Source organism: Parasphingorhabdus sp. (assembly GCF_036964565.1).
Taxonomy (GTDB): Bacteria; Pseudomonadota; Alphaproteobacteria; order Sphingomonadales; family Sphingomonadaceae; genus Parasphingorhabdus.
Genome location: NZ_JBALTN010000004.1, coordinates 103,817 through 130,219 on the forward strand (window position 1 = coordinate 103,817; position 26,403 = coordinate 130,219).

Genomic DNA, 26,403 nt, shown 5'->3' on the forward strand with positions numbered 1-26,403 from the left:
AAAGAGCGGACAGTAAAGGCCAAGGGAGACAGAGCGCATGTACCACCCCGACCTGCTGAGGCATCCGGAAAGCTGTCCCTCGCTCGTCCTCAATGCCGACTATACGCCTCTGTCCTATTATCCGCTCAGCCTGTGGCCCTGGCAAACCGCGATCAAGGCGGTGTTTCTCGACCGGGTCGATATCATATCGAGCTACGAGCGCGAAGTACACAGCCCCAATCTCGACATGAAGATTCCGTCGGTGATTGCGCTCAAGAAATATATCAAGCCTTCGGAATATCCAGCCTTCACCCGTTTCAACCTGTTCCTGCGCGACAAGTTCGAATGCCAATATTGCGGCTCGCCCGACAATCTGACCTTTGACCATGTCATTCCGCGGCGCCAGAAAGGGCGAACGACGTGGGAAAATGTCGCGACGGCCTGCCTGCCCTGCAATCTCAAGAAGGGTGGACGGACACCCCGACAAGCGCACATGCAGCTGGCCAAACAGCCGATCAAGCCCACCAGCTGGCACCTCCAGGAACATGGCCGGGCCTTCCCGCCCAATTTCCTGCACGATACCTGGCACGACTGGCTCTACTGGGACATCGAGCTCGAAAGCTGAGGCCAGGCGGGCAGAATTTCTTGACGCTGTCGTTGTCGCAGTGCAGCGTCCAGGCATGACCCAATCGCTCACCGTCCGCCAGAATCCCGACATCAAATATCTGGGCAAGCTGCTCGGCGACGTCATCCGTTCCTATGGTGGCGAGGAGCTCTACCGGCGCACCGAATATATCCGCTCGACCAGCGTCGACCGGCATCGCGGCGTCGCTGACGGAGATGCGATCGACCCCGGCCTCGACGCGCTGACGCTCGACGAGACACTGGCCTTTGTCCGAGGCTTCATGCTGTTTTCGCTGCTCGCGAATCTCGCCGAGGATCGGCAGGGCGTATCATCCGAAAAGGGTGCGACCGTGGTCGAGGCTATCGAGCTGCTGGCCAGCGAAGGCGTCGACCGGCAGGCCATTCTCGATCTGCTCGACGAGGCGCTCATTGCGCCGGTGCTGACCGCCCACCCGACCGAGGTCAGGCGCAAAAGCATCATCGATCACCGTGCCCGGATCGCCGAACTGCTGCTGATGAAGGACGCCGGCAAGATCGAGACGCCGCAGGGTGACGCGCTCGACGATGCGATCCTGCGCCAGATCGCCTTGCTCTGGCAGACCCGGCCCCTGCGCCGGGAGCGGCTGTTTGTCGCCGACGAGGTGCAGATTTCGCAAAGCTACATGAAGGATGTGTTCCTGCCGGTACTGCCACGGCTCTACGCGAAATGGGAACAGATACTGGGCGCGCGTCTGCCCAGCTTCCTCAAGCTGAACAGCTGGATCGGCGGCGACCGCGACGGCAATCCCTTCGTTGATGCCCATGCCATGGAAGAGGCGCTGTCGCGCGCTGCCGAAACCGTAATCGGCTATTATCTGATGTGCATCCACACATTGGGCGCAGAGCTTTCCATCTCCACCGAACTGGCAGACGTGCCCGATGCGGTGCTCGCTCTGGCCGAGGCCAGCGGTGACGATGCGCTGAGCCGCAAGGACGAACCCTATCGCCGCGCCTTGTCGGGCATCTATGCCAGATTGTCGGCGACCCATCTCAAGCTCTGCGACCATGTACCGGGCCGGATGTCTCCAATTCCCGCCCAGGCCTATGACAATCCGCAACAGCTGCGCGAGGAACTGGTGATCCTCGCCCATGGCCTCAAATCAGCCGGCAAGGGTGCCTTCGCGACGTCCGGGGCACTGGGCCGCCTGATCCGCACGGTCGAACTGTTCGGCTTTCATCTCGCCACGCTCGACATGCGCCAGAACAGCCGCGTGCACGAGCGCGTGGTCGCAGAACTGCTGAAGCGCGCGGGTGTCGAACCGGACTATCTGGCCCTCGACGAGACCGAGCGGGTCAAGCGGCTGCGGACCGAATTGGCCCATAACCGTCCGCTGTCGAGTCCGTGGATCACCTACAGCGACGAAACGACAAAGGAATTGTCGATCATCCGCGCCGCTGCGGAAGCACATCGCAAATATGGCCCTGACGTCATCACCAATTATAATATCAGCAACGGCGAGAGCGTCTCCGACATATTGGAGGTCTATGTCCTGCTGATGGAGACGGGCCTGTATCACGCGCCGACCGAGGAGGCGCCGGCACCCGCCTGCCCGATCATGGCCGTGCCGCTGTTCGAGACTGTGGCCGATCTGGAAAACGCCCCCGACGTCATGATCGATTTCTTTGCCCTTCCCGAAATGCACGCGCTGGCCAAGGCGCGGGGCCATCAGGAAGTGATGATCGGCTATTCCGACAGCAACAAGGACGGCGGCTATCTGACCTCGACCTGGAGCCTGTTCAAGGCGAGCGATGCGCTCACCCCGATTTTTGCCGAAGCGGGGATCAAGATGCAGCTGTTCCACGGACGCGGGGGTGCGGTCGGTCGCGGCGGTGGCTCCGCTTTCGGGGCGATTAAGGCGCAGCCCAAGGGCACCGTCGCCGGTCGCATCCGGATCACCGAACAAGGCGAAGTCATCGCGGCAAAATATGGCACTGAAGATGGCGCCGAGGCAAATCTGGAAGCGATGACCTCGGCGGTGCTGATCAACTCGCTGGAGCCCGATTCGACCGACCCCAAGATGCAGGCCGAGTATGCCGGGGCAATGGACGAAATCTCGCAAGTCGCGTTCACCGAATATCGCGACCTGGTCTATGGCGACGATGCGTTCCGCACCTTTTTCCGGCAAATGACGCCGCTGACCGAGATCGCCAAGCTGAAGATCGGGTCACGCCCGGCGAGCCGAACGAAAAGCGACAAGATCGAGGATCTGCGCGCAATTCCCTGGGTGTTCAGCTGGGCACAGGCGCGGGTGATGCTGCCCGGATGGTATGGGGTTGGCCAGGCTCTCGCGGCTTTTGACGACAAGGCCAAGCTGAAGGAGATGGCTCAGAGCTGGCCGTTTTTTCAGGCGACATTGTCCAATATGGAAATGGTCCTGGCGAAGTCCGACATGGGCATCGCCGCGCGCTATGCGGAGCTGGTTGAAGACCAGGCAATGGGCCAGGCCTTTTTCGGGCGTATCCGTTCCGGCTGGTTCCAAACCCGCGACATATTGCTCGACATCACCGACCAGCCACATCTGCTGGCGAAAAGTCCGTCGCTGTTCAACAGCATCGAATTGCGCCTGCCCTATATCGAGCCGCTCAACCATCTGCAGATCGAGCTGATGAAACGGCTGCGCGCCGGCGAAGAAGATCCGCGGATTGGCGAAGGTATCCAGTTGTCGCTCAACGCCATTGCCACGGCCTTGCGCAACAGCGGCTGATTTCCGGCCTTTTGGACCCAAACCGTTTTCAATCGAAGCGGACACCGGCCCAGACCCTTCCGAGCATTTTTGTCAGTCGCCCACGATCGCCGTGTCGCCTAGACAACTAGCAAAATAGGAGAGATACATGACCGTCGAGACCAAGCGCACATTTTGCCGTTTTTGCCACGCCAGTTGTGCGATGCTTGTCGAAGTGGACAATGACAAGATCCTGTCCGTTCGCGGCGACAAGGAAGATCATCTGTTTCACGGCTATACCTGCGTCAAGGGCCGCCAGCTTCCGGACATGCACAATCTTCCCGAGCGCATGATCACCAGCAAGATTCGCCAGCCCGACGGCAGCTTCAGGGACATCGCCACCGCGGATGCGCTGAAACTTGCCGGCGAGCGGATGAAGAAGATGGTCGAGGAACATGGTCCCCACAGCATCGCCGTCTATTGCGGCACCAACGCCTTCCAGAACAGCGCCGTGCTGGGGACGTCCTACGCCTTTGCCCAAGGCATCGGTTCGCGCAACTGGTATACCAGCGTGACGGTCGACCAGCCGGCGAAGGTCTTCACCACCGCGCGCTACGGCATGTGGATGGGCGGCGGCAATGCCTTTGCTGATTCCGATGTGGCGATGTTCGTTGGCAACAACCCGATCGTCTCGCATTATTCCGGCGGCATGCCGACCGCGTCGCCTTCACGCGGTTTGCGCGATGCCAAGGAGCGCGGGCTGAAAGTGATCGTCGCCGATCCGCGGGTCAGCGAGATGGGCAAGCTGGCGGACATCTATCTGCCGGTCAAACCGGGCGAGGACCCGGCCCTGCTCGCCGGCATGCTGCACGTGATCCTGGAAGAGAAGCTTTACGACCAGAATTTCGTCGCCGCCCATGTCGATGGATTGGAAGAATTGGAGGCTTCCGTAAGGCCGATGAATCCTGACATTGCGGCAAAACGCGCAGGGGTCGACAAGGACCAGCTGATTGCCGCCGCGCGCATGTTCGCCGGCGCCAACAAGGGCCGGGTGGTGACCGGGACCGGGCCGGAAATGGCCGGCAACGGAACGCTCACCGAATATCTGGTGGCCTCGCTCAACATCCTCTGCGCCCGCTTCAACCAGGAAGGAGAGCGGGTCTCGGCACCGATGGTGTTCAACCCGCTAAGCGGCCTGCCGAAGAAGGCACAGGTCGCACCGATTACGCCGACCTTTGGCGAGGGCTTTGCCCAGTCGCGGATCCGGGGCCTCGGCGTGCTGGGCAAGGAAATGCCCTGCAATGTGCTGGCCGACGAGATCCTGACACCCGGCGAAGGCCAGGTCAGGGCGCTGATCTCGATCGGCGGCAATCCGGAAATCGCTTTCCCGGACCAGCAGAAGGTCCGCCGGGCGCTGGATGAGTGCGAATTGTTCATCCAGGTCGATCCCTGGATGTCGGCCAGCGCCAAGCGGGCGGACATGATTCTCGCGCCGAGCATGTGTCTGGAACGGGAGGACATCAACAATGTCTCCGACGCCTTCACCGAAGAGGCCTATGCCCATTATACCGAAGCGATGGTGCCGCCGCCCGGCGACACGATGGACGAATATGAAATGCTGTGGTGGCTGGCCAAGCATATGGGCATCGAAATGAACTTCCCCGGAGGGCCGGTGTCGATGGACGAATGTCCCGACAAGGCCACCGTGCTCGATCTGATTTCCGAAGGCTCTCTTTTGAGGCCCAGCAAGGCCAAGGCCGATGCGGCGGCGCTCGATCGCAAGGGCGCGGCGATCACCTATGACGAGCTGCACCCGGTGGTCGGTCCGGCCGATCCGGAAGCACAGGAGAAATTCGATCTCAATGCGGGCGCAATGCCGCAGCAGCTGACCGAATATGCGGCCAATGATCCGGCGACCGAAGGATTCGATTTCCGCCTGATTTCGCGCCGGTCCAAGCACCGCTACAACAGCAATGGTCATACGTTCCCGAAGCTGATCGAGAAAATGCCAACCAACCCGGCCTATTTCAACCCGGACGACCTCGCCGCCGCCGGGATCGAAGATGGCGCGATCATCGAGATCACCTCGCCCACCGCGTCGATCTTCGGCCTGGCAAAGGCGGATGACAAGGTTCGGTCTGGCGTCATCTCGATGAGCCACGCGTTCGGCGACAGCGAATCGGGCAAGGATGAGGTGATGAGCAAGGGTGGGTCGACCAACCGCCTGCTGACCGACGACAGCAACATCGATCCGATCACTGGACAGGCCCTGCAAAGCGCGATACCGGTCAGGGTTTCAGCCGCTTAAGGAAAGTCCATGACAGTCGATTTGGTTCACGGTTCCAGCCAGGACCGGTTTGCGCATGTGCGCGAGATCATGGCCGCCAGCCTGAAAAGCGGAGCCGATGTCGGAGCATCCTTTTGCGCAACCATCGACGGCGAAACGGTCATCGACATCTGGGGTGGCTGGGCAGACGAAGAGAAGACACGGCCCTGGGAGGCCGACACGATCGTCAACGTCTATTCGACGACCAAGACGATGACGGCTTTGACGGCGCTGCTGGTCGCCGACCGCGGCGAACTCGATTTCGATGCGCCGGTTGCACGATATTGGCCGGAATTTGCCCAGAATGGCAAGGCTGACGTCACTGTTGCCCAACTGATGAGCCATTCCTCGGGCCTGTCCGGCTGGGAAGTGCCGATCACGCGCGAGGACCTCTACGACTGGGACAAGGCGACATCGCTGCTCGCAGCTCAGGCGCCCTGGTGGGAGCCGGGTTCGCAGGTCGGCTATCATGCCATCACCCAGGGCTATCTGGTCGGAGAAGTGGTACGCCGGATCACCGGCAAGTCGCTGGGCACGGTGTTCCGGGAAGAAATTGCCGAGCCGCTGGAAGCCGATTTCCACATCGGACTGGATGCAAAACATGATCACCGGGTTGCCGATCTGATCCCGCCCAAAGCGGGCGCGGCGCAGGCGGCTGCCAATGACATCCAGCGCAAGACCTTTACCAATCCGGCAATAAACCCGCGCGACACCCGTACCCGCGAATGGCGCGGCGCGGAGATCCCGGCGGCCGGTGGCACCGGCAACGCGCGCTCGGTTGCCGAAATCCACGTTCTGCTCGCCAATGGCGGCGTCGCCAAGGGCAAACGCATCCTGTCCGAAGCGGGCTGCCGCAAGGCTCTGGAGCTGCAGATCGAAGGCAATGACCTGGTGCTGATGGGCCTGCCGCTGCGATTCGGCCTTGGCTTCGGCCTGACCGGGGACGTCGTGAAGTTGCCGAACGAAAACAGCATGTTCTGGGGCGGCTATGGCGGCTCGCAGATCCTGATCGACATGGAGAATCGCGCCACCTATTGTTACGTCATGAACAGGATGGGCGACGGCCTGCTCGGCGACATGCGGTCGGCCGACCTGATCGGAGCGGTCCGGGCCGCGAGCTAGAGACGCAGCTTCAAAAGGCGGCGGACCAAGCTGGGCCGCATCGTCTTCGGCTCCTTTGCCGTCTATCATATTTGCCAATCGACTTGGCCCTTGCTCCATGCGAGCAAACCGTCGGAGAAGGAGAATATGGATGCCGATGGAGCCCGCCTATATCGATCAAATGAAGCGGCTGATGGAGTGGGAAGCGTCGCGTACCGCGCCACCCCAGGACTTCCCCCGTCTCCCTGACCTGCCAGCTGGCCGCTACACCTCCCAGAAATATTATGATCTCGAACAGCAATATCTGTGGAAGAAATGCTGGCTGTTTGCCGCTCATATCGATGAAGTGCCGGAGCCGGGATGTTTCATGAAGTGGGAGCAGATCGGCGACCCGATCGTCATCGTGCACGGAATGGACGGCGAGGTGCGCGCCTTTTACAACACCTGCCGCCACCGCGGCGCACCGGTCGTGACCGAAGAACGGGGCCGGTCGCCGCGGCTGATGTGCGGCTATCACAACTGGACCTACAAGACCGATGGCACCTTGGTCGGCGTACCGGAAAAGCAGGATTTCGGTCCGGATTTCGACATGTCCTGCCGCAGCCTGATCCCGGTCAAGTGCGAGCGGCTGGGCAATCTGATCTTCGTCAATTTCGATGAAGAGGCGATGCCGCTGAAGCAGTGGCTGGGCCCGGTGTGGGAGGATTGGAAGGAATTTCGCTTCGACAAGATCCGGCTCGCGGCGCGCCACAGCTTCGAGCTGAAGTGCAACTGGAAGGTTGCGATGGAGGCCAATATGGAGGTCTACCATGTCCCCTTCATCCACCCCAATACGGTGTCGCCGCTGGTCGACAGCAAGCGCAATGTGAACACGCTCTATCCCAATGGCCACGCCCGGATGCTGGCACCGGCGCCGGCGCAGACCAGCCGCGAGCATGTCCGCGCCATCGACAGTCCGCCCAACTGGCAGGAGATCGAAGGCGTCGGCGAATTTGGCCGGACCTGCACGCAAAGCTACACGATGTTCCCCAACTGGGTATCGCCGCTGAGCAATTATTTCGTGCCGCCGCTGATCTTCTGGCCGACGTCGCTCAACACCACCCGGCTGGAACTGGTGACAATGGCGATGGACTGGGGCGACGGCCCGGCCCCCGATCTGTGGACCGTGCCCGACGACAGCAAGCCGAATGGCCGCGACATGTCGCCGATCATTCTCGAGGACACGCAATTTGGCGAGATGATCCAGAAATCGATGGAAAGCGACGGTTTCAAGAGCGTGCCGCTGAGCTATCAGGAAGCACGGATCTACAGCTTTCACCAGAATTGCGACAAGATGATCGGCCTCAACCGCGTGCCCGAAGAGCTCGCCGTCGAACAGGTAATCGGCGAGGAATGGGTCTATCCGAACGACCCGCGCGTTGCCGAGATGGACCAGCTGGAAGCCGCTGAATAATCTGACGAAAAAAATGGCGGCGCAGGCCGGGAAAAGGAATATTGATGGGACGGGTGCAGGACAAGATCATATTGCTGACCGGCGGCGCGATGGGGCTGGGCAAGGCATCGGCGAAGCGCCTGTCCGACGAAGGGGCACGGGTTCTGATCACCGATCACAATGCGGAAGCCGGAGCGGCAACGGCCGCCGAACTGGGACCCCATGTCGATTTCATCGAACAGGATGTCACCAACCCGGATCGCTGGAACGAAGTCATCGGCCATGTCGAAGCCGAATATGGCCGGCTCGACGTGCTGGTCAACAACGCCGCAGTCACCGTGTTCGGGTCGATCGCCGACGTCAGTTACGAGGATTTCCGCCGCTGCTACACTGTCGACGTCGACTCCATCTTTCTTGGCTGCAAGGCGGCCCTGCCGCTGATGAGCAAGACCGGCGGGTCGATCATCAATTTTTCTTCCGCCGCCGCGATCAGCGCCAGCGCCGATCTGGTCGCCTATAACAGCGCCAAGGCGGCCATTCCGATGATGACCAAATCGATCGCGCTCTATTGCGCGCGCGAAAAGAACGGGGTGCGCGTCAACGCGGTACTGCCCGGCACGATCATGACGCCCAATGTCCGCAGCGTGATCGACGGAACCCCCAATCCGGCCGAAACCGAGGAGGGGTTCAAGCTGGCCCAGCCGGTCGGCCATATGGGCGAACCCGACGACGTCGCGCATCTCGTGGTCTATCTGGCCTCCGACGAGAGCAAGTTCGCCACCGGTGCCGCCTTCGCGGTCGACGGGGGACTGAGCATATAGGGCATTTTCGCGGCGGAGAGGGGCGGGCAATGTCGTTATATTGCACCAAAGCCTAGCGTTTCGCGCGTCCAGTCCCTAAATGCACCAACATGCATTTTCTCGATCAAGCCAAAATCTATGTCAGCTCCGGTCAGGGCGGGCCCGGCGCTGTCAGTTTCCGGCGTGAAAAATATATTCAATATGGCGGCCCCGACGGCGGCAATGGCGGCAAGGGCGGCGATATCGTCTTTCTCGCGGTGGAAGGCCTGAACACCCTTATCGACTTTCGCTATGCCCAGCATTTCAGAGCCCCGCGCGGCAGGGGCGGCGCAGGCCGCAACCGTACCGGTGCCGGCGGCGAAGACCTGGTCATCAAGGTGCCGGTCGGCACCCAGATCCTGTCGGAAGACAAGGACCATGTGCTGCTCGACTTCACGCAGGAGGGTCAGCGCGCGACCTTTCTGGAAGGCGGCATCGGCGGACGCGGCAATGCCAGCTACAAAAGCTCGACCAATCGTGCCCCGCGCCAGCACCAGCCCGGCGAGCTCGGTGAGGAAGCAGCCGTCTGGTTGCGGCTCAAGCTGATCGCCGATGCGGGTCTGGTCGGCCTGCCCAACGCCGGCAAGTCGACGCTGATCAACAAGGTGACCAACGCCGACGCCAAGGTCGGTGCCTATCCGTTCACCACCATCCATCCGCAGCTTGGCGTGGTCCGCCACAAGAGCCGCGAGTTTGTGCTCGCCGATATTCCCGGACTGATCGAGGGCGCAGCCGACGGCGCGGGCATTGGCGACCGCTTCCTCGGCCATATCGAACGCTGCAAGATCCTGCTGCATCTGGTCGATGCGACCGGTGATGATCCGGTCTCGGCCTGGCAGACGGTCAGCAAGGAACTCGAGAAATATGGCGGCGGCCTTTCGGAAAAGCCCCAGATTCTGGCGCTCAACAAGGCCGATCTGCTCGACGACGAGCTGATGGCCGATATCGCCAGCCAGTTGCGGGCGGCCGGAGCGGAGCATGTGCTGCCGGTTTCGGGCGCGACCGGTGCCGGACTGGACGCGGCACTGGACAAGATTCTGGAAGCGGTGGGCGAAAACAGCTCGATCGAACGCAAGGGCCAGCCAGAAAATTCCTCGGGCGAAGAGGACAAAGCCAAGGACTGGTCGCCGCTGTGAATGGCGCAAAGCGGGAAACGATCGTCGTCAAGGTCGGATCCTCGCTGCTCGTCGGCGAGGACGGACAGGCGCGCCGGCCATGGCTCAAAACGCTGGTTGCGGATATCGCAAAGCGCCACCAGGCGGGCCATAATGTCATCATCGTTTCTTCCGGATCGATTGCCCTTGGCGCGCGCAGGCTCGGTCTCGAAAAAGGCGGACGGGCCAGTCTGGCCGATGCCCAGGCGGCGGCCTCGGTGGGGCAGATCGCCCTGAGCAGCCTGTGGTCCGAGCTATTGGCAGAACATGACATCACCGCGGCCCAGATGCTGCTCACGCTGGATGACCTGGAAGACCGCAAACGCTATCTCAACGCCACCGCGACGCTCGAAAAACTGCTCGAAAACCGGGCGATAGCGGTCATCAACGAAAATGACAGCGTGGCAACCGACGAGATCCGCTTTGGCGACAATGACCGGCTCGCCGCGCGCGTGGCGCAAGCGGCGGCAGCCGATCGCGTCATGCTGCTATCCGATATCGATGGCCTGTATGACCGGAGGCCGGGCAGCGAAACGCACGGACAGTTTATCGGCCTGGTGGAAAGCGTTGATGCGTCGATCATGGCGATGGCAGACGGCAGCTCCTCTTCCGGACTGGGATCCGGCGGGATGACATCCAAGCTGGAAGCCGCAAAAATTGCCAATCTTGCCGGAATCGAGCTGTCGATCATATCGGGCCGGGAAGACCATCCGCTGGAACGCTATGCCCTGACCAATGTCGGCACGCTGTTCCAGGCAGGAGACGGCGCCAATGCCCGCAAGGCCTGGCTTGGCGGCAGACTGACTTCGGCAGGAACGATCACCATTGATGCCGGTGCAATCTCTGCCTTGCAGTCGGGCGGCAGCCTTCTGGCGGCCGGCATTATCACCATCGAGGGGCAGTTTGAGCGCAGCGACGTGATCGAGATCCGGGATGCGCAAGGGGTGACCATCGCTCGCGGACTGACCGAATATGGCGCGCTCGATTGCGCCAAGATCATCGGCCATCGCAGTTCGGAGCTGGAAGCCCTGCTCGGCTATGCGCCGCGCAGCGCCGTGGTTCACCGCAACCAGATGGTGCTGGTCTAGCCACCATGACCCATACGCAAAGAAAGACAGTCGCGATCACCGGCGCGACAGGGTTTGTCGGCAGCAGGATGCTGGATCTGCTTGTACGCGAAGGCTATGAGGCAAAGGCGCTGACCCGCCGCAGGCAGGATGTCCGTCCGGGTGTCCAGTGGGTCGCTGGCGCACTGGACGACAGCAAAAGCCTCGACCAATTGTGTGCGGGCGCGGATATGGTTCTGCATATTGCCGGCGTCGTGAATGCTGCCGACCGGAGCGGCTTCGAATCCGGAAATGTCGCCGGGACGCTGGCCATGGTGGAAGCTGCCAAGCAAGACGGAGCGCGGCGGTTTCTTCACGTTTCCTCGCTGGCCGCCACCCAGCCGCAGCTGTCCGTCTACGGCGAAACCAAGGCCAAGGCTGAAAAAATCGTCGCCACCAGCGGCCTCGACTGGACGATTGTCCGTCCGCCCGCGGTCTATGGACCAGGCGACCGCGAGTTTCTCGACCTGTTCAAGATGGCGAGACTGGGATTTGTCCCCTTGCCCCCCGATGCCGACGGGCGGCTGTCGGTCATTCATGTCGAGGACCTCTGCTGCGCCCTGTTTGCCGCCCTGCCCCAACAGGACGACCTGACCGCCGGGATATTCGAGGTTGACGACGGCCTTGCCGGGGGCTGGACGCAGGCTGGTTTCGCGCAGGCGATCGGATGGGCAATCGGCAAGAAAATCTCTGCGGTGGGCATGCCCAAATCGCTGCTGCGGCTCGGTGCAGGGGCCGATCGCCTGCTAAGGGGCGACAAGGCCAAGCTCACCCGCGACCGGGTCAATTATTTCTGCCATGACGACTGGACGATTGATCCGGCAAAGCGCCTGCCGGTCGAACTGTGGCAGCCCCGGATCGAAACCGGCCAGGGTCTCAAGGACACGGCAGGCTGGTATCGTCAGAACGACTGGCTGTGATCAGCCTCAGAGGATCGAACCGGCAAACTGCTCATAGACATAGATGATGAAGGTGAGCGTCAGACCGGCCAGAAACATCCGGTAAGCCCAGGCGAGATAACGGTATTTCTTGCGCCCCAGCAGGGTGCCCATCTGGTAGATGTCGCGCAGCATTGCGCGATAAACGCTTTCCTGGCTCTGGAACTCGTGATCCAGCAGGCGGTCGACAAATTCCTCTTCCGACAGCGTGCCGAAGCCGCCAAAAAACAGCATGTTGGTTGGCCCGCCCTTGGGGGTGGTGAAGGATGGCATGACGGCAATCGCGGCCAGCCCAGCCGATGCAAAGGCGGCGATGGCCAGGATCAGCAGCGGCAGCGAAAGATTGCCGGCCTGGCTTTGTCCGATTGCCAGGGTGAAAACGATGAAGGTCGCGCCGATCAGCATATTGGCCTTGTGGTCCGCCATCATGCTCAACTGGACATGATGCTGCTGGGTCGTCCGTAGCGCATAAACCGCGTCATCCGGCCATTTTCTGTCTTCCACCATAGGTAACCCCCTCCGCTTCCGGGAAAGTGGCACAATCGACGCATTTGGGCAAGCTGATGCCGCTTTTGCGCCTTATTCGCTTGCCATTGGGGCGCATCCCTTGGCAAAGGTCTGCGAAGGCATTTTGGCCAGTGACACGAGGAAAGCAACAAATGGCAAATCGCGATGAAATCATGGCCAAGATCAGCGAACTGATCGGCCCCTTCAACAACAAGGGCGTCGATCTGTCGGCCGCCACCACCTTTCAGGGCGATCTGGAATGGGACAGCCTGACGGTCATGGATTTTGTCGCCGCGGTCGAGGATGAATTCGATATCATCATCACCATGAACATGCAGGCCGAAATCGAGAACGTCGGCCAGCTGGCCGATGCGGTAGCAAAGTTGATGGACAGCTGACGCCCGACACCCGTTCGCCCTGAGCTAGTCAAAGGGTCGCACGAGCGGGTGGTTGGTACTCCGGCAGGCTCAGCAAGAACGGAAGCAAAAATGACCGATCTACTCAGTAAATTCGATCCGCTCATCCGGGAGCGCGAAAACCTCCTTGCCACCGGCGTCAAGGACCCGTTTTCGCTGGTGATGGAGGAAGTGCTCTCGCCAACCGTCGCCGTGTGCAACGGCAAGGAAACCATTCTCCTGGGCACCTATAATTACATGGGCATGACCTTTGACGACGACGTGCGCGCAGCCGGCCTGAAGGCGCTCGCGGAATTCGGTTCCGGCACCACCGGCAGCCGCGTGCTCAACGGCACCTACAGCCTGCACCGGGATTGCGAGGATGCGCTCAGGGAATTTTACGCGATGGACCACGCGATGGTCTTTTCCACCGGCTATCAGGCAAATCTCGGTATCATCTCGACGCTCGCCGGCAAGGGCGACTATGTCATCCTCGATATCGACAGCCATGCGTCCATCTATGACGGCTGCGCGATGGGAAATGCCGAGATCGTCGCCTTTCGCCACAATGATGTCGAGGCGCTGGAAAAGCGGCTGAAACGGCTGCCCGCAGAAGCCGGCAAGCTGGTGGTCCTGGAAGGCGTCTATTCGATGCTCGGGGACGTTGCGCCGCTCAAGGAGATGGTCCGCGTCTGCAAGGAAAACGGTGCCATGGTGCTGGTCGACGAAGCGCACAGCATGGGATTCATCGGCGAAAATGGCCGCGGCGTCTGTGAAGCGCAGGGCGTGATCGACGACGTCGATTTCATCATCGGCACGTTCAGCAAGAGCGTCGGCACGGTCGGCGGCTTCTGCGTCTCCAACCATCCGAAATTCGAGATATTGCGGCTGGTCTGCCGTCCCTACGTGTTCACCGCCAGCCTGCCGCCGAGCGTGATGGCAACGGCAAGCACGTCGATCCGCAAGCTGATGCACAGCGGCAACAAGCGCGCCCATCTCTGGGAGAACAGCAAGAAACTGCACCAGGGCCTGCGCGACCTGGGTTTCACCCTTGGCACATCCGAGGCGCAGAGCGCCATCATCGCGGTAATCATGCCCGACCTCGAGAAAGGCGCGATGATGTGGCAGGCTTTGCTCGCGGAGGGGCTCTACGTGAACCTGGCGAGACCGCCGGCGACCCCGGCGAACATGACGCTGCTCCGCTGTTCGCTGTGCGCGGAACATACGAGCGAGCAGGTTGACCAGATCCTGGGGATGTTTGAAGCGGCGGGCAAAGCGGTTGGCGCGATTTAGCTGATCTACCCCTGTGTGTTGGCTGATTTGTTGGGCTAGCCTATCCCGCCTTGCGATCATCCTCGTCGACAAATTGCCTGAGCGCCGCGTTGATCCGTGTCTGATAGCCCCTGCCGGACTCCCTGAACCAGCGTAACACGTCCGCATCCAGCCGCAAGGTCACCTGCTCCTTCACCGGTCGATAGAATTTGCCCCGCTCAGCAGCCAACCAGTTTGTCTCCTCGGGCACGTCGGAAAGATCGATATCCTCTTCACGCATCGCGTCCAATGCGGCCAGTTGCTTCTCCAAATCGGGAGCATAATTTTCAGGTTTCTTCTTCATAGGCCTTTCTCTCAAATGCGGTCGCTTTCCGGGCGCTGATGATTCTGCCGCCGCTTTCGTCATCAAAATATGTATGGACGACCAGCAATGTTGCCGTGCTGACCCGGCCGATCGTTTTCCATCGATTTTCGTCTGGATGCGAGTCCAGTTGACTCAGGTGCAGAGGATCATCAAATACCAGAGCCGCAAGTTCGAACGAAACGCCATGTTTGCTTTTGTTGGCAGCAGCCTTGCGTTGATCCCAGCGCCATTTCATTTGGCACTACAAATATGTAACTACAAGCACTGTGTCAATATCGGAAAGCAGCTATGACCAACCCCATACTCATCGAACAGCGCGGCGCGATCGAGATATTGACGCTCAACCGCCCCGACAAGCTGAATACGATGAACGAGGCGATGATCTATGCGCTGCAGGATTATTTCCGGGGCCTGCAGAAGCGTCTGGATGTGCGGGTGGTGATTTTCCGTGCCGAGGGCCGGGCCTTTTGCGCCGGGCTCGACATTGGCGGCTGGAAGAATGACGGTTCCCGCGGACAGGTCCAGCATGTCTGGAACACGCAGCGCTCCATCGCGACAGTGATGCAGCTGATGCGGCAATGCCCGCAGCCGATCATCGCGCTGGCGCAGGGTGCGGCCTGCGGCGGCGGCTTCTCGCTGCTGCTTGCCAGCGACGTCCGCTATGGCGCGGCCAGCCTGAAGATGAACGCGGCCTATATCAAGATCGGCCTCGGTGGCTGCGACATGGGGTCGAGCTATTTCCTGCCGCGCATGGTCGGTGCCTCTATCGCCTCGGAACTGATTCTGACCGGGCGCTTCATCCATGCCGAACGGGCGGAAAGATACGGGCTGATCAGCGAAGTCGTGGACGAGGACAAGCTGCTCGCGACCGGCCTGTCGCTGGCCGGAGAAATGCTGGACACCGCGCCCATGGGCCTGCGCCTGTCCAAGGATGCCCTGAACCGCAATATCGATGCACAGAGTTTCGAGGCCGCGCTCGCGATCGAGGACCGGCAGCAGGTGATGCTGTCAATGACCGAAGACAGCCGGGAAGCGGCAAAGGCGTTTTTCGCGAAGCGGAAACCGGACTACAAGGACCGGTAGCGCTCATCATCGTTCCCGATGTTCGGTGCCCTCTCCCGCGGTGATGAAGACCGCGGTGGCGGAGCCTTCGACGTCGGCCGTGTGCCAGACACCCGGTGCGTTGATCGCATATTGGCCCGCCGATAATGTCGTGCGTTGCAGGATCCCGTCGGTCATTTCCTGGATCAGCGTGATTTCACCTGCGGCACACAGGACCACTTCCGCACCGTTCGGATGCATTTCCCAGGCATCCCAGCTTTCGGTGAACGTGTGCATCGCCACCAGTCGGCCCTCGGCACCGTCATCATCGTGTCGCGCGCCATATTGCGCATACCATTCCATCCCGCCGGTCATTTCGGGCTGAACCACTGCGGTTGCGCCGAGACCCAGATGGATCGGATTGCTTGCCAGCCTGTGCGGCATATGCCTTCTCCTTGCAGTCACCTTCTACTTGATTGCCCCACCCATGACCAGCCGCGGTAGCATCACCAGCGCGCCCAGAATCGGCCATTTGCGTTGCCACGGCCGGATCACATAGTCGGTTCCGGCATGGCGATTGATCTTCCATGCCAGATAGTCGATCCCCCCGGCATAGGTGGCAGAGGCCTTGGCCAGCCGGGCGAGCGTCAAAAGCTTGCCGTTGCGCCGCAATTGCCGCCATCTTTTTTCGGCCGCTTTCCGCGAGTCAGGGGATGTCGGCCCCCTGCCCCGGCCTTGGTCCCGTTCGGCGATGGTGGCGGCGACGGCTGATCCGAAGCGCGCATAGCGTTCGGGATCGGAATCGACCACCGAACCCGAACGATCCTTTCGCTCTGCCCGCAGTTCCGCTCCGTAGGTCAGCTCAAAGCCGCGCTTCCAGAGGTCCAGAATCCCATATTCGGTATCCGTGTCCATCATCGGACGAGTCAGGTCGAACAGAGTGACGGGCGCCCCGGCAATCGCCTCGACCACCTGCGCCTGTACCGGCCCATCCGCATGCCATGCCAGCCGCGCGGGCTGTGCAAATCGCGCCCAGACGCTGACCGCGCTGGCTGCAATGCGGTTCAGCCTGTGAAAATCCTCGTCGCTGAGCACTGCCACCTTGGCCACCAGACCTCCATGTTCGGCGGGAAAGACATTGGGCGGCAGCCGCCTGTTGGCCCCGACGAGCCAGCTCTTGCCATAGGCCTCCTCGTAGCTGGAAACGATCAGATAGAAATCGAGCATCTGCCCTTCGAGCTCGGTGGTGCGCAGGCAGGAGCCATAGAAGAGCACGGCCCGCGCGGCCGCGCCATATGAGGCAGCAATCGATGCGGCAAAAGCCGAAACGCGGGGATCCACCGGCTGCGCCAGTTCGTCTGCAATCAGGGTTTCGAGTTCGCTCACGCGAAACGCCTTAGCTCAAGCGGCCAGCCGAAGGAAGGAAACTGCCTTGGTCGACTTCAGCACGATCGGATGGCCGGGCTGGGCGCAGAAGAGTTCACCGTCCATCAGCACGTTGCTGCCTTCTCCCTCGATCCGGATCGTGTCGCCACGTTCCAGATGAATGCCCTTCTGAACATTTTTGCCGAGCCGTCCGAATATTACCGACAGCAGAAAACGGACAATCGCACCGGCGCGCTGGTCGATCGCCAGAAACTGCATCCGGCCGATCGCGTTCTGGTTGCGCATCGACCGCTTCATCAGCAGCAGCCGTTCCAGCGTGGTGACGATCAGCACGGCAAAATTGCCCTGAAACTGACCGTCGCGGATCAGCGATATCTTGATCGGGCGCGACCGGTTGGGCAGAAACTTGCCCCGAATCCCGAACAGGACCGAGGCGAGCGCGGCGAACACCGTCAGCACATGGGCTGCGGCATTGGGCAGTCCCAGCGGATAAATCTTGTGGCGGCAGTAGAGAATGAATTCCGACAGACCCGCACCGCCGAGAAACATGCCGAGGACGACCTTGCTGTCCTTGCCGCCATCGGAAAGCGCAATCAGCTCGCGGGACACGAGATGCTCGTGCAGGTCATGCTTGGCGAGCTCGACGATCCGCTCCAGTGCCTTCAGCGGGTTGCCCTCGGCGCCCAGATCGAGCGCGATCAGATTGGTCTTGCCATTTGGCAGCACGGCGACCGGTGGAGGGTTATCGCCAAAATGGCCGCCCTGATACAATTCCGTCAGCGCAGCCTGCACGGTTCCGTCACCGCCGTTGATCACCAGCACCTTCGGCTTCACCCGGGCAATGGTTTCCAGTGCCTTGGCAATTTCGTGAACATGATCCACTTCATAGTGGAAAACGTCGCTGTTCTTGACGCAATAGGATCTGACTTCTGGCAAAATCGCCCGATTTCCAGTTGAATTCGGATTGGAAAGAAGCGCGACATTTGCCATAAATTAGCCCCAAATTACGCAGTGCACAGGATAGATCACATATATTTCATGCTGATGCTGATGGTTTTGACCTCATTGCCAAGCGCAAATTTGGTCTTCTTGTAGCTTGGCTTGCCAAGGTTGAAGATGCTGATGCTCGGGTTGTTCGACATGCCGCCACCGTCGCTGGAAATATCGGTCTTGCCATTCCCGTTCAGGTCGTGACGCACGGCAATCGCATATTCGCCGGTCTTGCCGAACGGCAGACAGAAGGTCATCTTCTGGGCGGTCACGGGCACTTCGATGCGGTTTAGCCACGCACCGCTTTTCAGCCATTCGTCCTTGGTGCCGCGGTAGCTTTGGACCCGGATCTTGCCGGTCGCCTCTTTCAGCCCGGCAATTTCCACTTTCACCGCAGGACCTTTGCCCGTCCGGCAGGGGCGCATGTCATTGGGTATTTCCCGGCCACCTGCAAAGGCAGGGGCAGAGGAAAGCAAAAGGGTGGTCGATAATGCGATGGAAGCCGCAAATTTCAACATGACGAAGTTACTCCTAGTCGTTATACCCGCGCCATCACTCCGACACGGTCAAGAATCAGCCCCCGATCCGCAGATTGTTATGGAATTGATTTGCGGCGAAAACATGGTGAGAGGGAGACAACAAGTTGAAACTGCTGACTTCCGCTGATCGCTATCTGGCGAGGCTGATTGCCGTGCCCCTGTTCAGCACGCTGGTGATAGCGGCCATGCTGCTGGTGCTCGAAAAAATGCTGCGCCTGTTTGATTTTGTCGCTGCCGAAGGGGGCCCCGTCAGCGTCGTCTGGCGGATGCTGGCCAACCTGATTCCCGAATATCTGTCGCTGGGCATCCCGATCGGCTTGCTGCTCGGCATATTGCTGGCATTCCGGCAGCTGGCCCTGAGTTCCGAACTCGATGTTTTCCGTGCCGTCGGCCAAGGCTACGGGCGGCTCCTGCGGGTGCCGTACATGTTTGCGGCGGCGCTGATGCTGGTAAACCTGGCCCTGGTCGGCTTCATCCAGCCGCTGTCGCGCTATTATTACGAAGAATTGCGTTTCGAATTGCGGTCCGGCGCACTCGGTGCCTCGATCAAGGTCGGGGAATTTACCAGTCTCGGCAGCCGGATGACGCTGCGGATCGAGGAAAGCCGCGACAACGGCACCAAGCTCAGCGGGATGTTTGTCCGGGCCGAAAGCAAGACGGGCCAGACCGTCTCGGTCACCGCTAAAAGCGGTCAGTTTCTGGCGACCGACGACCCCGACACGATCATCCTGCGCCTGACCGATGGGGTGCTGATCCATGATGCGCCAAATTACCAGAAGCCGCGGATATTGAGCTTCAGCAATCATGACCTGCCGATTGACCTGCCCACGATCGAATCCTTTCGCTCCCGGGGAGGCAAGAATCTTGAATATACGATACCGGAGCTGGTGCGGGTCGGTCTCGACACGAAGCGCCCGGAGGCCGAACGCAACGAAACCCGTTCCAATTTCCATTTTCGCATGGTCGAGGTGGTGATGATGTTGCTGATGCCGTTGCTGGCCGTTGCGCTGGCGGTTCCGCCGAAACGTTCGACCTCGGCGCTCGGGGTCTTTCTGTCGATCGTGATGATTGTCACCTATCACAAGGTCAATGAATATGGCGAGGACATCGGTTCCCTCGGGCTCGTTGATCCGATCATTGCCCTCTGGCTGCCCTTTTGCCTGTTCGCCGCGCTGATCATCTGGATGTATCATGTCGCCGCCCATGTTCCGGGTGGCCAGCCGATCGGGGCACTGGAAAAGGCATTTTCGAAGTTCGGCGGGGTGTTCAAAGGCCTGCTCAGCTTCAACCGCAAGCGCGCGATGGTGGAGGAATAGCCGGCCATGGACTTTTTCCCTTCCCGCACGCTTGCCATCTACATGGCGAAAATGTTCGTCATCCGCACGCTGGCGGTCTTGGCCTTGCTGGTCCTCGTCCTGCAGGCACTGGACCTGCTCGGAGAAAGCGGCAAAATTCTGGCGCATCCCGGCAACGGCGAAGCCGAGCTGTGGACCTATGTCTCGTTGCGTGCACCACAGCTGATCGCGCGCTTCCTGCCTTTTTCGGTGCTGTTGGGAACGATCATCACGCTGGCCACGCTGAACCAGAACAGCGAGGTCATTTCGATGAAGGCCGGGGGTCTTTCGGCCCATCAGATACTCGCTCCGCTTATCGTCGCCAGCATGGGCGTGGCCGTCCTGTCCTTCGTGTTCAATGTAACACTAGTGGCCCCGGCGACCGCCCGCCTTTCGCAATGGGAAAAAGTGGAATTCGGCCCCATTCCGGCCGAAAGCAACGTGCGAACCAATGTCTGGGTCAAGGATGGCAACAACCTGATCAACGCGCGGCTGGTAACCGGGCGCGCCGACAATGTGAGGCTGCAAGATGTCAGGATTTTCAATCGGAGCGCCAACGAGCTGAACAGCCTGCTCCAGGGCGAGGAGGCCCGGTTTACCGGTAAAGGATGGTTGCTGACCGGGGTCACCCAGTTCGATGTGGCCACCGGCACCGAGGAGAAAAGGCCGGAACTGCTGATCGGCGATTCCATCAGGCCGGATCAGTTCACCCTCAGCAATGTCAGCGCCGACAGCCTGTCGATATTTGCCTTGCATGGGGCGATTGAAGAACTGCAGCGCGCGGGACGCCCGACGATGAGCCTCGAGGCGGGCTGGTGGCACAAGATTTCCGGGCCGATGTCATCGATCCTGATGCCGCTGCTGGGCGCTGTCGCGGCGTTCGGCCTTGCCCGTTCCGGACAGCTGTTCATCAGGGCGGTGATCGGCATGGCCCTCGGCTTTGCCTATTTCGTGGCGGACAATTTTGCACTCGCGATGGGCAATATCGGCGCCTATCCCGCGCTGCTGGCGGCATGGGCACCGTTCCTGCTGTTTTTCCTGATCGGTGAAACCGTACTTATCCGAACCGAAGAATAGCCGGCTCAGGCGCGTCCGGTGCTGCCGCGTACCAGACCGACGACCAGAGTTCGAAGGCTTCCATGGTTCGCCCGGTAAAAGGGCGACTCGGTCGGCAATTCGGCGGCGATGCGCCGGTGCGCTTCACCCAGGCTGTGATAGGGCACGCCCGGCAGCAGGTGGTGCAATGCATGATAGCGGAGTCCGACCGGAGCCCACAAGGCTGGCAGCGTTGACGGTGGCGGAACGTTGACGCTGTCGAGATATTGCGCGGTCACGCTCATCTCCTGGCCGTCATTCTCCCACAAGTGCGCGACCAGGGTCCGGATCTGGTTGAGGATCACGCTGCCGGACATGATCGCCATGAATATCAGAAAGGCCCGCACCGGAAGGATGCCGGTCGAGACCATGACAATCAGGGCAATAGCCCACAGGCTGGCAGCGATCTCGCAGGCGATCCAGCGGCGCCTGAGCTCGCCTTCCGCCGGCTTGCGGCGAAACTCGGGATTGATGATCAGGCCGGAATAGCGCTCCACGACGACACGGCGCAGCGGCGGAATGAAAAGCGAAAGCGGCGACAATATCGCGTAGCGGAATAGCAGTGCGACCGGAGCCAGCGCCGCCACGACCACGAACAGCGGCACCGACCAGGGTTTCATCAGGGCCAGCGGCAAATATTCCGGATCCTCGATCGTGCCGTATTTCTTGGTCCGGTGATGGATGCTGTGAATGCCCTCGTACATGAACGACGGGATCAGCATCGGCACGCCAAACAGGGCATTCCACGCAAAATGGAAGCCGGGCAACGCATTGCGGCGCACATGGGTCAATTCGTGAATGAAGCTTCCGGCCCGGTACAGGGCGAGAATCGCCACCGCTCCGAAGGCGATGGCAAGCGCCGTGGAGGGGCTCAGGATCGCACCCGCAAGCGCGCCGTAGCCGACGGCCACCGACGCTAGGAAGTCGGCCCAGTAGATGGCCGGCTTGGGCGTATTGAGGTCGCGGGTCACTTTCGCGGCAGCCCGGATCAGCTCATTGTCCTCCGCTACAGGAATGCGCGTGGAGGCCTGGCGCAGATCGGCAGCCGTTTCCGGCGCATTTTTCGTGAAGATCGTTGTCGAACTCATAAATACCTGCATGTTTGTTGAGCCTGTATAGAGCAGCATATCGTGGCGACATCATGGCAAGGACAAGACAGCGGCAACGTTGTCGCCCTTGACATTGCGCCGCGATTAACGTCTCAGCCAGCCGTGAATATCGAAGGACAGAATATGGTGGCCAATCAGGATATAGTGATCGTGCCGGTTGCTACCAAGGCCCAGATCGGACAGTTTATAGATATCGCCTATGAACTCAATGCCAGTGACCCGCACTGGGTTCCGCCGCTGAGATCCGAAGTCTCCAAGCTCATCACCCCCGGCAAAAACCCGTTCTTCGAACATGCCAAAGTGCAGTTTTTTCTGGCGTTGCGCGCGGGAAAAGTGGTTGGCCGGATCAGCGCCCATATCGACGAACTGGCGCTCCAGCAACCGCCCGAGCAGGGCATGGGCCCAGGAACCGGCAATTGGGGCATTATGGAAGCGAAAGACGAAGCCGCCATGCATGCCCTTATCCGCGCGGCCGAACAATGGCTGAGCGATCAGGGCATGACCCGCGTCCTCGCCCCGCTCAGCCTGTCCGTCTGGGAGGAACCGGGATTGCTGACACAGGGTCACGAGCAGAGCCCGATGATCATGATGGGCCATCACAACCCCGCCTATCAGCGCTGGATAGAAGCGCTGGGCTACGAGGTGGCGAAGCGTCTGGTGACCTATGACCTGCCGGTAAAGGACGGATTTCCGGACCTGATCAACCGCATTGTCGCCTCCGGAGAACGCAACAAGAAGCTCGTGATCCGCAAGGTGGACAAGAAGCATTTTGACCGCGATGCCGCAATCATCATGGGCATCCTGAACGACGCATGGTCGACCAACTGGGGGTTTGTGCCGATGACCGATCACGAGATCGATCATGCCGGCAAGAGCCTCAAGCCGATTGTCCATGAGGCGCTGATCCGGATTGCCGAACTCGACGGCGAACCGGTTGCCTTCATGATGACCCTGCCCAACATGAATGAGGTGATCCGGGGACTGGGGGGCTCGCTGCTGCCATTTGGTTGGGCGAAGCTGCTCTGGTGGCTGAAATTCCCCAAGGCGCAGTCGATGCGGGTGCCCCTGATGGGCGTCAAGAAGGAATTGCACAACACCCGCCTGGCGAGCCAGATGGCCTTCATGATGATCGAATATATCCGCCGCGACGCGGTCGCCGATTTCGGCACCCGCTATGCGGAGATCGGCTGGATACTGGAAGACAACCAGGGAATGGTCGCGATTGCCGACGCGATCGGCGCCGCAATCAACCGGGAATATCTGATCTACCAAAAGACGGTCGGTCCGACCCAGCCTTGATCATTCGCCAACCGGTGACAGTCTAGATATTCAGATCCACCCATGCCGGCGTGTGATCGCTGGCCTTTTCGCGACCGCGATGCTCCTTGTCGACACCGCAGCTCTTCAGGGCGTCGGCCGCCAGCGGACTGAGCAGCAGATGGTCGATGCGAAACCCCTGGTCGCGTTGCCAGCCGCCGCTGCGATAATCCCAGTAGGTCCAGATTTTACCCGCCGGATAGGTCACGCCCAACGCATCGGTCCAGCCGTCATTCAGGATGCGACGATAGCCTTGCCGGCTTTCCGGCTGCATCAGCGCATCATCCTGCATCGCCCGGACCGAATAGACATCATTGTCGCGCGGGATCACATTATAGTCCCCGGCCAGCACCGCCGGCACCTCTTCGGCCCAGATTTCGGCGGCACGGTCGCGCAAGCGCTTCATCCAGCGCAGCTTGAAATCGAATTTCGGGCCGGGATGCGGATTGCCGTTGGGCAGATAGATGCTCGCGACGCGAACCTTCTGTCCGTCCTTGCTGCTGATATTGGCCTCTATATAGCGGCTGTGCTCGTCTTCCGGTTCCCCGTCCAGACCACGCTTGACCTCTTCCGGTACCTGGTCGCGCGCCAATATCGCGACACCGTTGAAGCTCTTCTGCCCGTGCCAGATCGCGCCATAGCCGATTTCTTCGAACTTGTCGGCCGGGAAGCCCTCGTCCTGCGTCTTGATTTCCTGCAGGCACGCGACATCCGGCCGGGTTTCATCGAGCCATTCCAGCAGGCGCGGCAGCCGGGCCTTGATGCCGTTGATGTTGAAGCTTGCGATCTTCACTTAAATGGAAAAGCTGGAACCGCAGCCGCAACCCGAGGCGGCGTTGGGATTGGTAACCTGAAATGCGCTGCCGCCCAGCGACTCCACGAAATCGACCGCGCTGCCGCGCACGAGATCCAGGCTGATTTCATCGACGACGAGCGTGACACCCGATTCCTCGACCGCAACATCATCGTCCTCAATGCCGTCGGCGAGACCGAAACGATACTGAAAGCCGGAACAGCCCCCGCCTTCGACGGCCAATCGCAATATTGCGGACTTGCCCTGTTTTTGAGCGATCGCAGCAACGCGCTTGGCAGCATTGGGGGTCAGGATGATATCCTGTTCGACGGGTGCAAGAACTTGGTTCATGCTTTCAAGATAGGGACAAACAAAAGGAGCGGCAAGCCCTAAGCTCTGACCGCCCCTTCATGCACCCTCTCCCAAAGGTGTTGAATCTATCTTATTCGGCTGGGCCACCCAATGCAACGCCGGAATTCAGCTTCTGGGCGATCAGGAATTCATTGGACTGCATGAACGGGATTGGATTGACGGCTTCTCCGGCGATACGCACTTCATAATGAAGATGGCTGCCGGTCGACCGGCCGGTGGAACCCATGAAGCCGATCAGGTCGCCGCTCTTGACGCGTGCATTGGCATCGACGTTGAGGCGCGACATATGGCCATAGCGGGTCTGGATCCCGTTGCCGTGGTTGATTTCGATATACTTCCCATATCCGTTCACCCACTGCGCACGACCGACGATCCCGTCGGCCGTAGCATATATCGGGGTGCCAATCGGTCCGGCCATATCAAGACCCTTGTGATTGGCGCGGCGACCGCGAAATGGATCGGCACGAAAGCCGTAGGAACTGGTCAGGGTAAAGTCGGTTACCGGCTTGCGCGATGGAATGGTCAGCTTGACCGCTTCCTGCTTGCCCTGTCCGGCCCACTTCTCGAAAATCATCTTGAAGGCGGGATCCGATTCGCCAAGCGCGCTTTCCGCGGCCTGGCTCTTGAGAACATCGACGGGGATGCTGGCTTCGGAGGATGCTTCTGCTGATGCAGCGGTGGAAAAAATCATTGCCGAGCCAAGGAATGCAATGGCTGTGATCTTGCTCACAGATTTACGAATTAAAGCGACTATGTTTTCGTTCATAAAATGATCGAACCTTTTACTAGCGACCCATGCAATCCATGGCTTGAATTTTTTTTGGAACCTTTGCCCCTGTCGATCATTTGTTGATCGAGTGGTGTTGTAAATTCATTCCGTTTAATTATTCAACACCATAATAATATTCCCGGGTCAGACCGGCTGTTCGGCGCGCTGAGTCGTTGAATGGAGGCTTTAATCCGCCTTTGAAATGGGTTTTTACCAGTTTTTGCCAGTGGTCATGTGGCGACAGGTCGCGTCTGCGGACCTCATATTCGAACCATTTCGTGCCAAATCCGACGTGGGTGATTTCATCCTGATAGATTCGGCCCAGCACCCGAGCGGTCAGAATGTCGCCCTGTCGCTTGAACCGTTCCACGGTTTCCGGAGTGACGTCCAGCCCGCGCGCTTCGAGCACCATCGGCACGATCGCCAACCGGGCGGACACATCATGCGCGGTGTTTTGGGCGCTGTCCCAGAGGCCGTCATGGGCGGGAAGCGCGCCGTACCAGCAGTCCATCTCCCGCAGGCGCCGGTCGAGCAGCACGAAATGCATGGCCTCTTCCGCACCGACCCGCATCCAGTCGTCGGTGAATTCGCGGGGAAATTGCGATCCGAATCGTCCGATCATGTCAAACGCAAGGTCAATGGCCACGAATTCGATATGCGCCAAAGCGTGAATCAGCGCGACGCGGCGAGGTATCGAGGTGCCCGTGCCTCGCCTCGGCATATCGCGTGGCCGCATCAGGATCGGCCGATCCGGCCGCGCCGGCATGTCTGGCATGCTGTCACAGAAATCGAAGGAGAGGCGTCCAAGTCGCCACTGCCGGGCGGCATGGCGTGCAGCCATGACCTTTGCGGCCGGATTGGCGGTCTGCAGCACGCGCAGAACGGCCGCACCGACGCCAGCTTGCTCTATCATTGCCGA

At 60.3% G+C, this 26,403-nt stretch carries 27 protein-coding genes; 15 read left to right on the forward strand and 12 right to left on the reverse strand.

Annotated features, from left to right (window positions below):
- The first annotated feature begins 37 nt into the window (after positions 1–37).
- From V7650_RS06460 to V7650_RS06500, 9 genes are all read left to right on the forward strand, one after another.
- Positions 38–604 carry an HNH endonuclease gene (locus V7650_RS06460; RefSeq protein ID WP_335655435.1) on the forward strand — a complete coding sequence of 189 codons (567 nt, stop codon included), beginning with the start codon at positions 38–40 and terminating at the stop codon, positions 602–604.
- Positions 605–659: 55 nt separating this feature from the next.
- Positions 660–3,347, forward strand: coding sequence for a phosphoenolpyruvate carboxylase (ppc, locus tag V7650_RS06465; RefSeq protein WP_335655436.1), 2,688 nt, complete (start codon positions 660–662; stop codon positions 3,345–3,347).
- A gap of 127 nt (positions 3,348–3,474) precedes the next feature.
- Positions 3,475–5,613: a molybdopterin-containing oxidoreductase family protein gene (locus V7650_RS06470; protein WP_335655437.1), complete on the forward strand. Its 2,139-nt coding sequence runs from the start codon at positions 3,475–3,477 to the stop codon at positions 5,611–5,613.
- Positions 5,614–5,622: 9 nt separating this feature from the next.
- Complete coding sequence (locus tag V7650_RS06475) at positions 5,623–6,753, forward strand: serine hydrolase domain-containing protein (RefSeq protein ID WP_335655438.1); 1,131 nt, start codon at positions 5,623–5,625, stop codon at positions 6,751–6,753.
- A 130-nt stretch (positions 6,754–6,883) separates the two neighbouring features.
- Positions 6,884–8,185, forward strand: a complete 1,302-nt coding sequence (locus V7650_RS06480) for an aromatic ring-hydroxylating oxygenase subunit alpha (RefSeq protein ID WP_335655439.1) — start codon at positions 6,884–6,886, stop codon at positions 8,183–8,185.
- Positions 8,186–8,229: 44 nt separating this feature from the next.
- Complete coding sequence (locus V7650_RS06485) at positions 8,230–8,985, forward strand: glucose 1-dehydrogenase (RefSeq protein ID WP_335655440.1); 756 nt, start codon at positions 8,230–8,232, stop codon at positions 8,983–8,985.
- Positions 8,986–9,074: 89 nt separating this feature from the next.
- Positions 9,075–10,139: a GTPase ObgE gene (obgE, locus tag V7650_RS06490; RefSeq protein ID WP_335655441.1), complete on the forward strand. Its 1,065-nt coding sequence runs from the start codon at positions 9,075–9,077 to the stop codon at positions 10,137–10,139.
- Positions 10,136–11,245, forward strand: coding sequence for a glutamate 5-kinase (proB, locus tag V7650_RS06495; protein ID WP_335655442.1), 1,110 nt, complete (start codon positions 10,136–10,138; stop codon positions 11,243–11,245). Before obgE ends, proB begins: the two co-directional genes overlap by 4 nt.
- A 5-nt stretch (positions 11,246–11,250) precedes the next feature.
- A complete protein-coding gene (locus tag V7650_RS06500) occupies positions 11,251–12,183 on the forward strand; it encodes an NAD-dependent epimerase/dehydratase family protein (protein ID WP_335655443.1) in 933 nt (310 codons plus the stop codon).
- Positions 12,184–12,189: 6 nt separating this feature from the next.
- On the opposite strand, the gene V7650_RS06505 is transcribed toward V7650_RS06500, so the two are convergent.
- Positions 12,190–12,708 (reverse strand): Pycsar system effector family protein, encoded by a 519-nt coding sequence (locus V7650_RS06505; protein WP_335655444.1) that lies wholly within the window; start codon positions 12,706–12,708, stop codon positions 12,190–12,192.
- Positions 12,709–12,860: 152 nt separating this feature from the next.
- On the opposite strand from V7650_RS06505, the gene V7650_RS06510 reads away from it, so the two are divergent.
- Both V7650_RS06510 and spt read left to right on the forward strand, forming a co-directional pair.
- Positions 12,861–13,106, forward strand: coding sequence for an acyl carrier protein (locus V7650_RS06510; protein ID WP_335655445.1), 246 nt, complete (start codon positions 12,861–12,863; stop codon positions 13,104–13,106).
- 90 nt (positions 13,107–13,196) lie between these two features.
- Complete coding sequence (spt, locus tag V7650_RS06515; RefSeq protein WP_335655446.1) at positions 13,197–14,396, forward strand: serine palmitoyltransferase; 1,200 nt, start codon at positions 13,197–13,199, stop codon at positions 14,394–14,396.
- A gap of 40 nt (positions 14,397–14,436) precedes the next feature.
- Here the strand turns inward: spt and V7650_RS06520 are convergent, their stop codons facing one another.
- Both V7650_RS06520 and V7650_RS06525 read right to left on the reverse strand, forming a co-directional pair.
- Positions 14,437–14,718: a BrnA antitoxin family protein gene (locus V7650_RS06520; RefSeq protein WP_335655447.1), complete on the reverse strand. Its 282-nt coding sequence runs from the start codon at positions 14,716–14,718 to the stop codon at positions 14,437–14,439.
- A complete protein-coding gene (locus tag V7650_RS06525; protein WP_335655448.1) occupies positions 14,702–14,974 on the reverse strand; it encodes a BrnT family toxin in 273 nt (90 codons plus the stop codon). Before V7650_RS06525 ends, V7650_RS06520 begins: the two co-directional genes overlap by 17 nt.
- Before the next feature lie 53 nt (positions 14,975–15,027).
- Here V7650_RS06525 and V7650_RS06530 point away from each other — a divergent pair, with 53 nt between their 5' ends.
- Positions 15,028–15,822 carry an enoyl-CoA hydratase/isomerase family protein gene (locus V7650_RS06530; protein WP_335655449.1) on the forward strand — a complete coding sequence of 265 codons (795 nt, stop codon included), beginning with the start codon at positions 15,028–15,030 and terminating at the stop codon, positions 15,820–15,822.
- A 6-nt stretch (positions 15,823–15,828) separates the two neighbouring features.
- Here the strand turns inward: V7650_RS06530 and V7650_RS06535 are convergent, their stop codons facing one another.
- Genes V7650_RS06535 through V7650_RS06550 form a run of 4 tightly spaced genes read right to left on the reverse strand, consistent with a single transcriptional unit; the run spans position 15,829 to position 18,674 of the window.
- Positions 15,829–16,224, reverse strand: a complete 396-nt coding sequence (locus V7650_RS06535; protein ID WP_335655450.1) for a cupin — start codon at positions 16,222–16,224, stop codon at positions 15,829–15,831.
- 24 nt (positions 16,225–16,248) lie between these two features.
- Positions 16,249–17,166, reverse strand: a complete 918-nt coding sequence (locus V7650_RS06540) for a hypothetical protein (protein ID WP_335655451.1) — start codon at positions 17,164–17,166, stop codon at positions 16,249–16,251.
- A 15-nt stretch (positions 17,167–17,181) separates the two neighbouring features.
- Positions 17,182–18,156: a diacylglycerol/lipid kinase family protein gene (locus V7650_RS06545; protein WP_335655452.1), complete on the reverse strand. Its 975-nt coding sequence runs from the start codon at positions 18,154–18,156 to the stop codon at positions 17,182–17,184.
- Positions 18,157–18,191: 35 nt separating this feature from the next.
- Positions 18,192–18,674, reverse strand: coding sequence for a DUF2141 domain-containing protein (locus V7650_RS06550; RefSeq protein ID WP_335655453.1), 483 nt, complete (start codon positions 18,672–18,674; stop codon positions 18,192–18,194).
- A gap of 131 nt (positions 18,675–18,805) precedes the next feature.
- Between V7650_RS06550 and lptF the strand changes: the two genes are divergently transcribed.
- Both lptF and lptG read left to right on the forward strand, forming a co-directional pair.
- Positions 18,806–20,011, forward strand: a complete 1,206-nt coding sequence (lptF, locus tag V7650_RS06555; protein ID WP_335655693.1) for an LPS export ABC transporter permease LptF — start codon at positions 18,806–18,808, stop codon at positions 20,009–20,011.
- A gap of 6 nt (positions 20,012–20,017) precedes the next feature.
- Positions 20,018–21,106, forward strand: a complete 1,089-nt coding sequence (gene lptG / locus V7650_RS06560) for an LPS export ABC transporter permease LptG (RefSeq protein ID WP_335655454.1) — start codon at positions 20,018–20,020, stop codon at positions 21,104–21,106.
- A gap of 5 nt (positions 21,107–21,111) precedes the next feature.
- Here lptG and V7650_RS06565 read toward each other — a convergent pair whose 3' ends face one another.
- Positions 21,112–22,212: a fatty acid desaturase family protein gene (locus V7650_RS06565; protein WP_335655455.1), complete on the reverse strand. Its 1,101-nt coding sequence runs from the start codon at positions 22,210–22,212 to the stop codon at positions 21,112–21,114.
- A 144-nt stretch (positions 22,213–22,356) separates the two neighbouring features.
- Here V7650_RS06565 and V7650_RS06570 point away from each other — a divergent pair, with 144 nt between their 5' ends.
- Positions 22,357–23,532, forward strand: coding sequence for an N-acetyltransferase (locus V7650_RS06570; protein ID WP_335655456.1), 1,176 nt, complete (start codon positions 22,357–22,359; stop codon positions 23,530–23,532).
- Positions 23,533–23,554: 22 nt separating this feature from the next.
- Here the strand turns inward: V7650_RS06570 and xth are convergent, their stop codons facing one another.
- The 4 genes from xth to V7650_RS06590 form a co-directional block, all read right to left on the reverse strand.
- Complete coding sequence (xth, locus tag V7650_RS06575; RefSeq protein ID WP_335655457.1) at positions 23,555–24,343, reverse strand: exodeoxyribonuclease III; 789 nt, start codon at positions 24,341–24,343, stop codon at positions 23,555–23,557.
- Entirely contained in the window at positions 24,344–24,694 is a 351-nt protein-coding gene (gene erpA / locus V7650_RS06580; RefSeq protein WP_335655458.1) for an iron-sulfur cluster insertion protein ErpA, read from the reverse strand. It lies immediately after the preceding gene.
- Between the two features lie 91 nt (positions 24,695–24,785).
- Positions 24,786–25,406: a M23 family metallopeptidase gene (locus tag V7650_RS06585; RefSeq protein WP_335655459.1), complete on the reverse strand. Its 621-nt coding sequence runs from the start codon at positions 25,404–25,406 to the stop codon at positions 24,786–24,788.
- Between the two features lie 193 nt (positions 25,407–25,599).
- On the reverse strand, positions 25,600–26,397 hold the full coding sequence (locus V7650_RS06590; RefSeq protein WP_335655460.1) for a ferritin-like domain-containing protein: 798 nt from the start codon (positions 26,395–26,397) through the stop codon (positions 25,600–25,602).
- Positions 26,398–26,403: the final 6 nt, after the last annotated feature.

Bases quoted from the DNA above. Each gene is read 5' to 3' on its own strand.
- V7650_RS06545 (WP_335655452.1), bottom strand. From the start codon at position 18,156: ATGGCAAATGTCGCGCTTCTTTCCAATCCGAATTCAACTGGAAATCGG.
- V7650_RS06480 (WP_335655439.1), top strand. From the start codon at position 6,884: ATGCCGATGGAGCCCGCCTATATCGATCAAATGAAGCGGCTGATGGAG.
- V7650_RS06505 (WP_335655444.1), bottom strand. From the start codon at position 12,708: ATGGTGGAAGACAGAAAATGGCCGGATGACGCGGTTTATGCGCTACGG.
- ppc (WP_335655436.1), top strand. From the start codon at position 660: ATGACCCAATCGCTCACCGTCCGCCAGAATCCCGACATCAAATATCTG.
- V7650_RS06530 (WP_335655449.1), top strand. From the start codon at position 15,028: ATGACCAACCCCATACTCATCGAACAGCGCGGCGCGATCGAGATATTG.
- V7650_RS06590 (WP_335655460.1), bottom strand. From the start codon at position 26,397: ATGATAGAGCAAGCTGGCGTCGGTGCGGCCGTTCTGCGCGTGCTGCAG.
- V7650_RS06460 (WP_335655435.1), top strand. From the start codon at position 38: ATGTACCACCCCGACCTGCTGAGGCATCCGGAAAGCTGTCCCTCGCTC.
- V7650_RS06470 (WP_335655437.1), top strand. From the start codon at position 3,475: ATGACCGTCGAGACCAAGCGCACATTTTGCCGTTTTTGCCACGCCAGT.
- V7650_RS06565 (WP_335655455.1), bottom strand. From the start codon at position 22,212: ATGAGTTCGACAACGATCTTCACGAAAAATGCGCCGGAAACGGCTGCC.
- V7650_RS06585 (WP_335655459.1), bottom strand. From the start codon at position 25,406: ATGATTTTTTCCACCGCTGCATCAGCAGAAGCATCCTCCGAAGCCAGC.
- V7650_RS06525 (WP_335655448.1), bottom strand. From the start codon at position 14,974: ATGAAATGGCGCTGGGATCAACGCAAGGCTGCTGCCAACAAAAGCAAA.
- V7650_RS06485 (WP_335655440.1), top strand. From the start codon at position 8,230: ATGGGACGGGTGCAGGACAAGATCATATTGCTGACCGGCGGCGCGATG.
- obgE (WP_335655441.1), top strand. From the start codon at position 9,075: ATGCATTTTCTCGATCAAGCCAAAATCTATGTCAGCTCCGGTCAGGGC.
- V7650_RS06535 (WP_335655450.1), bottom strand. From the start codon at position 16,224: ATGCCGCACAGGCTGGCAAGCAATCCGATCCATCTGGGTCTCGGCGCA.
- V7650_RS06500 (WP_335655443.1), top strand. From the start codon at position 11,251: ATGACCCATACGCAAAGAAAGACAGTCGCGATCACCGGCGCGACAGGG.
- V7650_RS06520 (WP_335655447.1), bottom strand. From the start codon at position 14,718: ATGAAGAAGAAACCTGAAAATTATGCTCCCGATTTGGAGAAGCAACTG.
- spt (WP_335655446.1), top strand. From the start codon at position 13,197: ATGACCGATCTACTCAGTAAATTCGATCCGCTCATCCGGGAGCGCGAA.
- V7650_RS06570 (WP_335655456.1), top strand. From the start codon at position 22,357: ATGGTGGCCAATCAGGATATAGTGATCGTGCCGGTTGCTACCAAGGCC.
- V7650_RS06510 (WP_335655445.1), top strand. From the start codon at position 12,861: ATGGCAAATCGCGATGAAATCATGGCCAAGATCAGCGAACTGATCGGC.
- lptG (WP_335655454.1), top strand. From the start codon at position 20,018: ATGGACTTTTTCCCTTCCCGCACGCTTGCCATCTACATGGCGAAAATG.
- V7650_RS06550 (WP_335655453.1), bottom strand. From the start codon at position 18,674: ATGTTGAAATTTGCGGCTTCCATCGCATTATCGACCACCCTTTTGCTT.
- erpA (WP_335655458.1), bottom strand. From the start codon at position 24,694: ATGAACCAAGTTCTTGCACCCGTCGAACAGGATATCATCCTGACCCCC.
- V7650_RS06475 (WP_335655438.1), top strand. From the start codon at position 5,623: ATGACAGTCGATTTGGTTCACGGTTCCAGCCAGGACCGGTTTGCGCAT.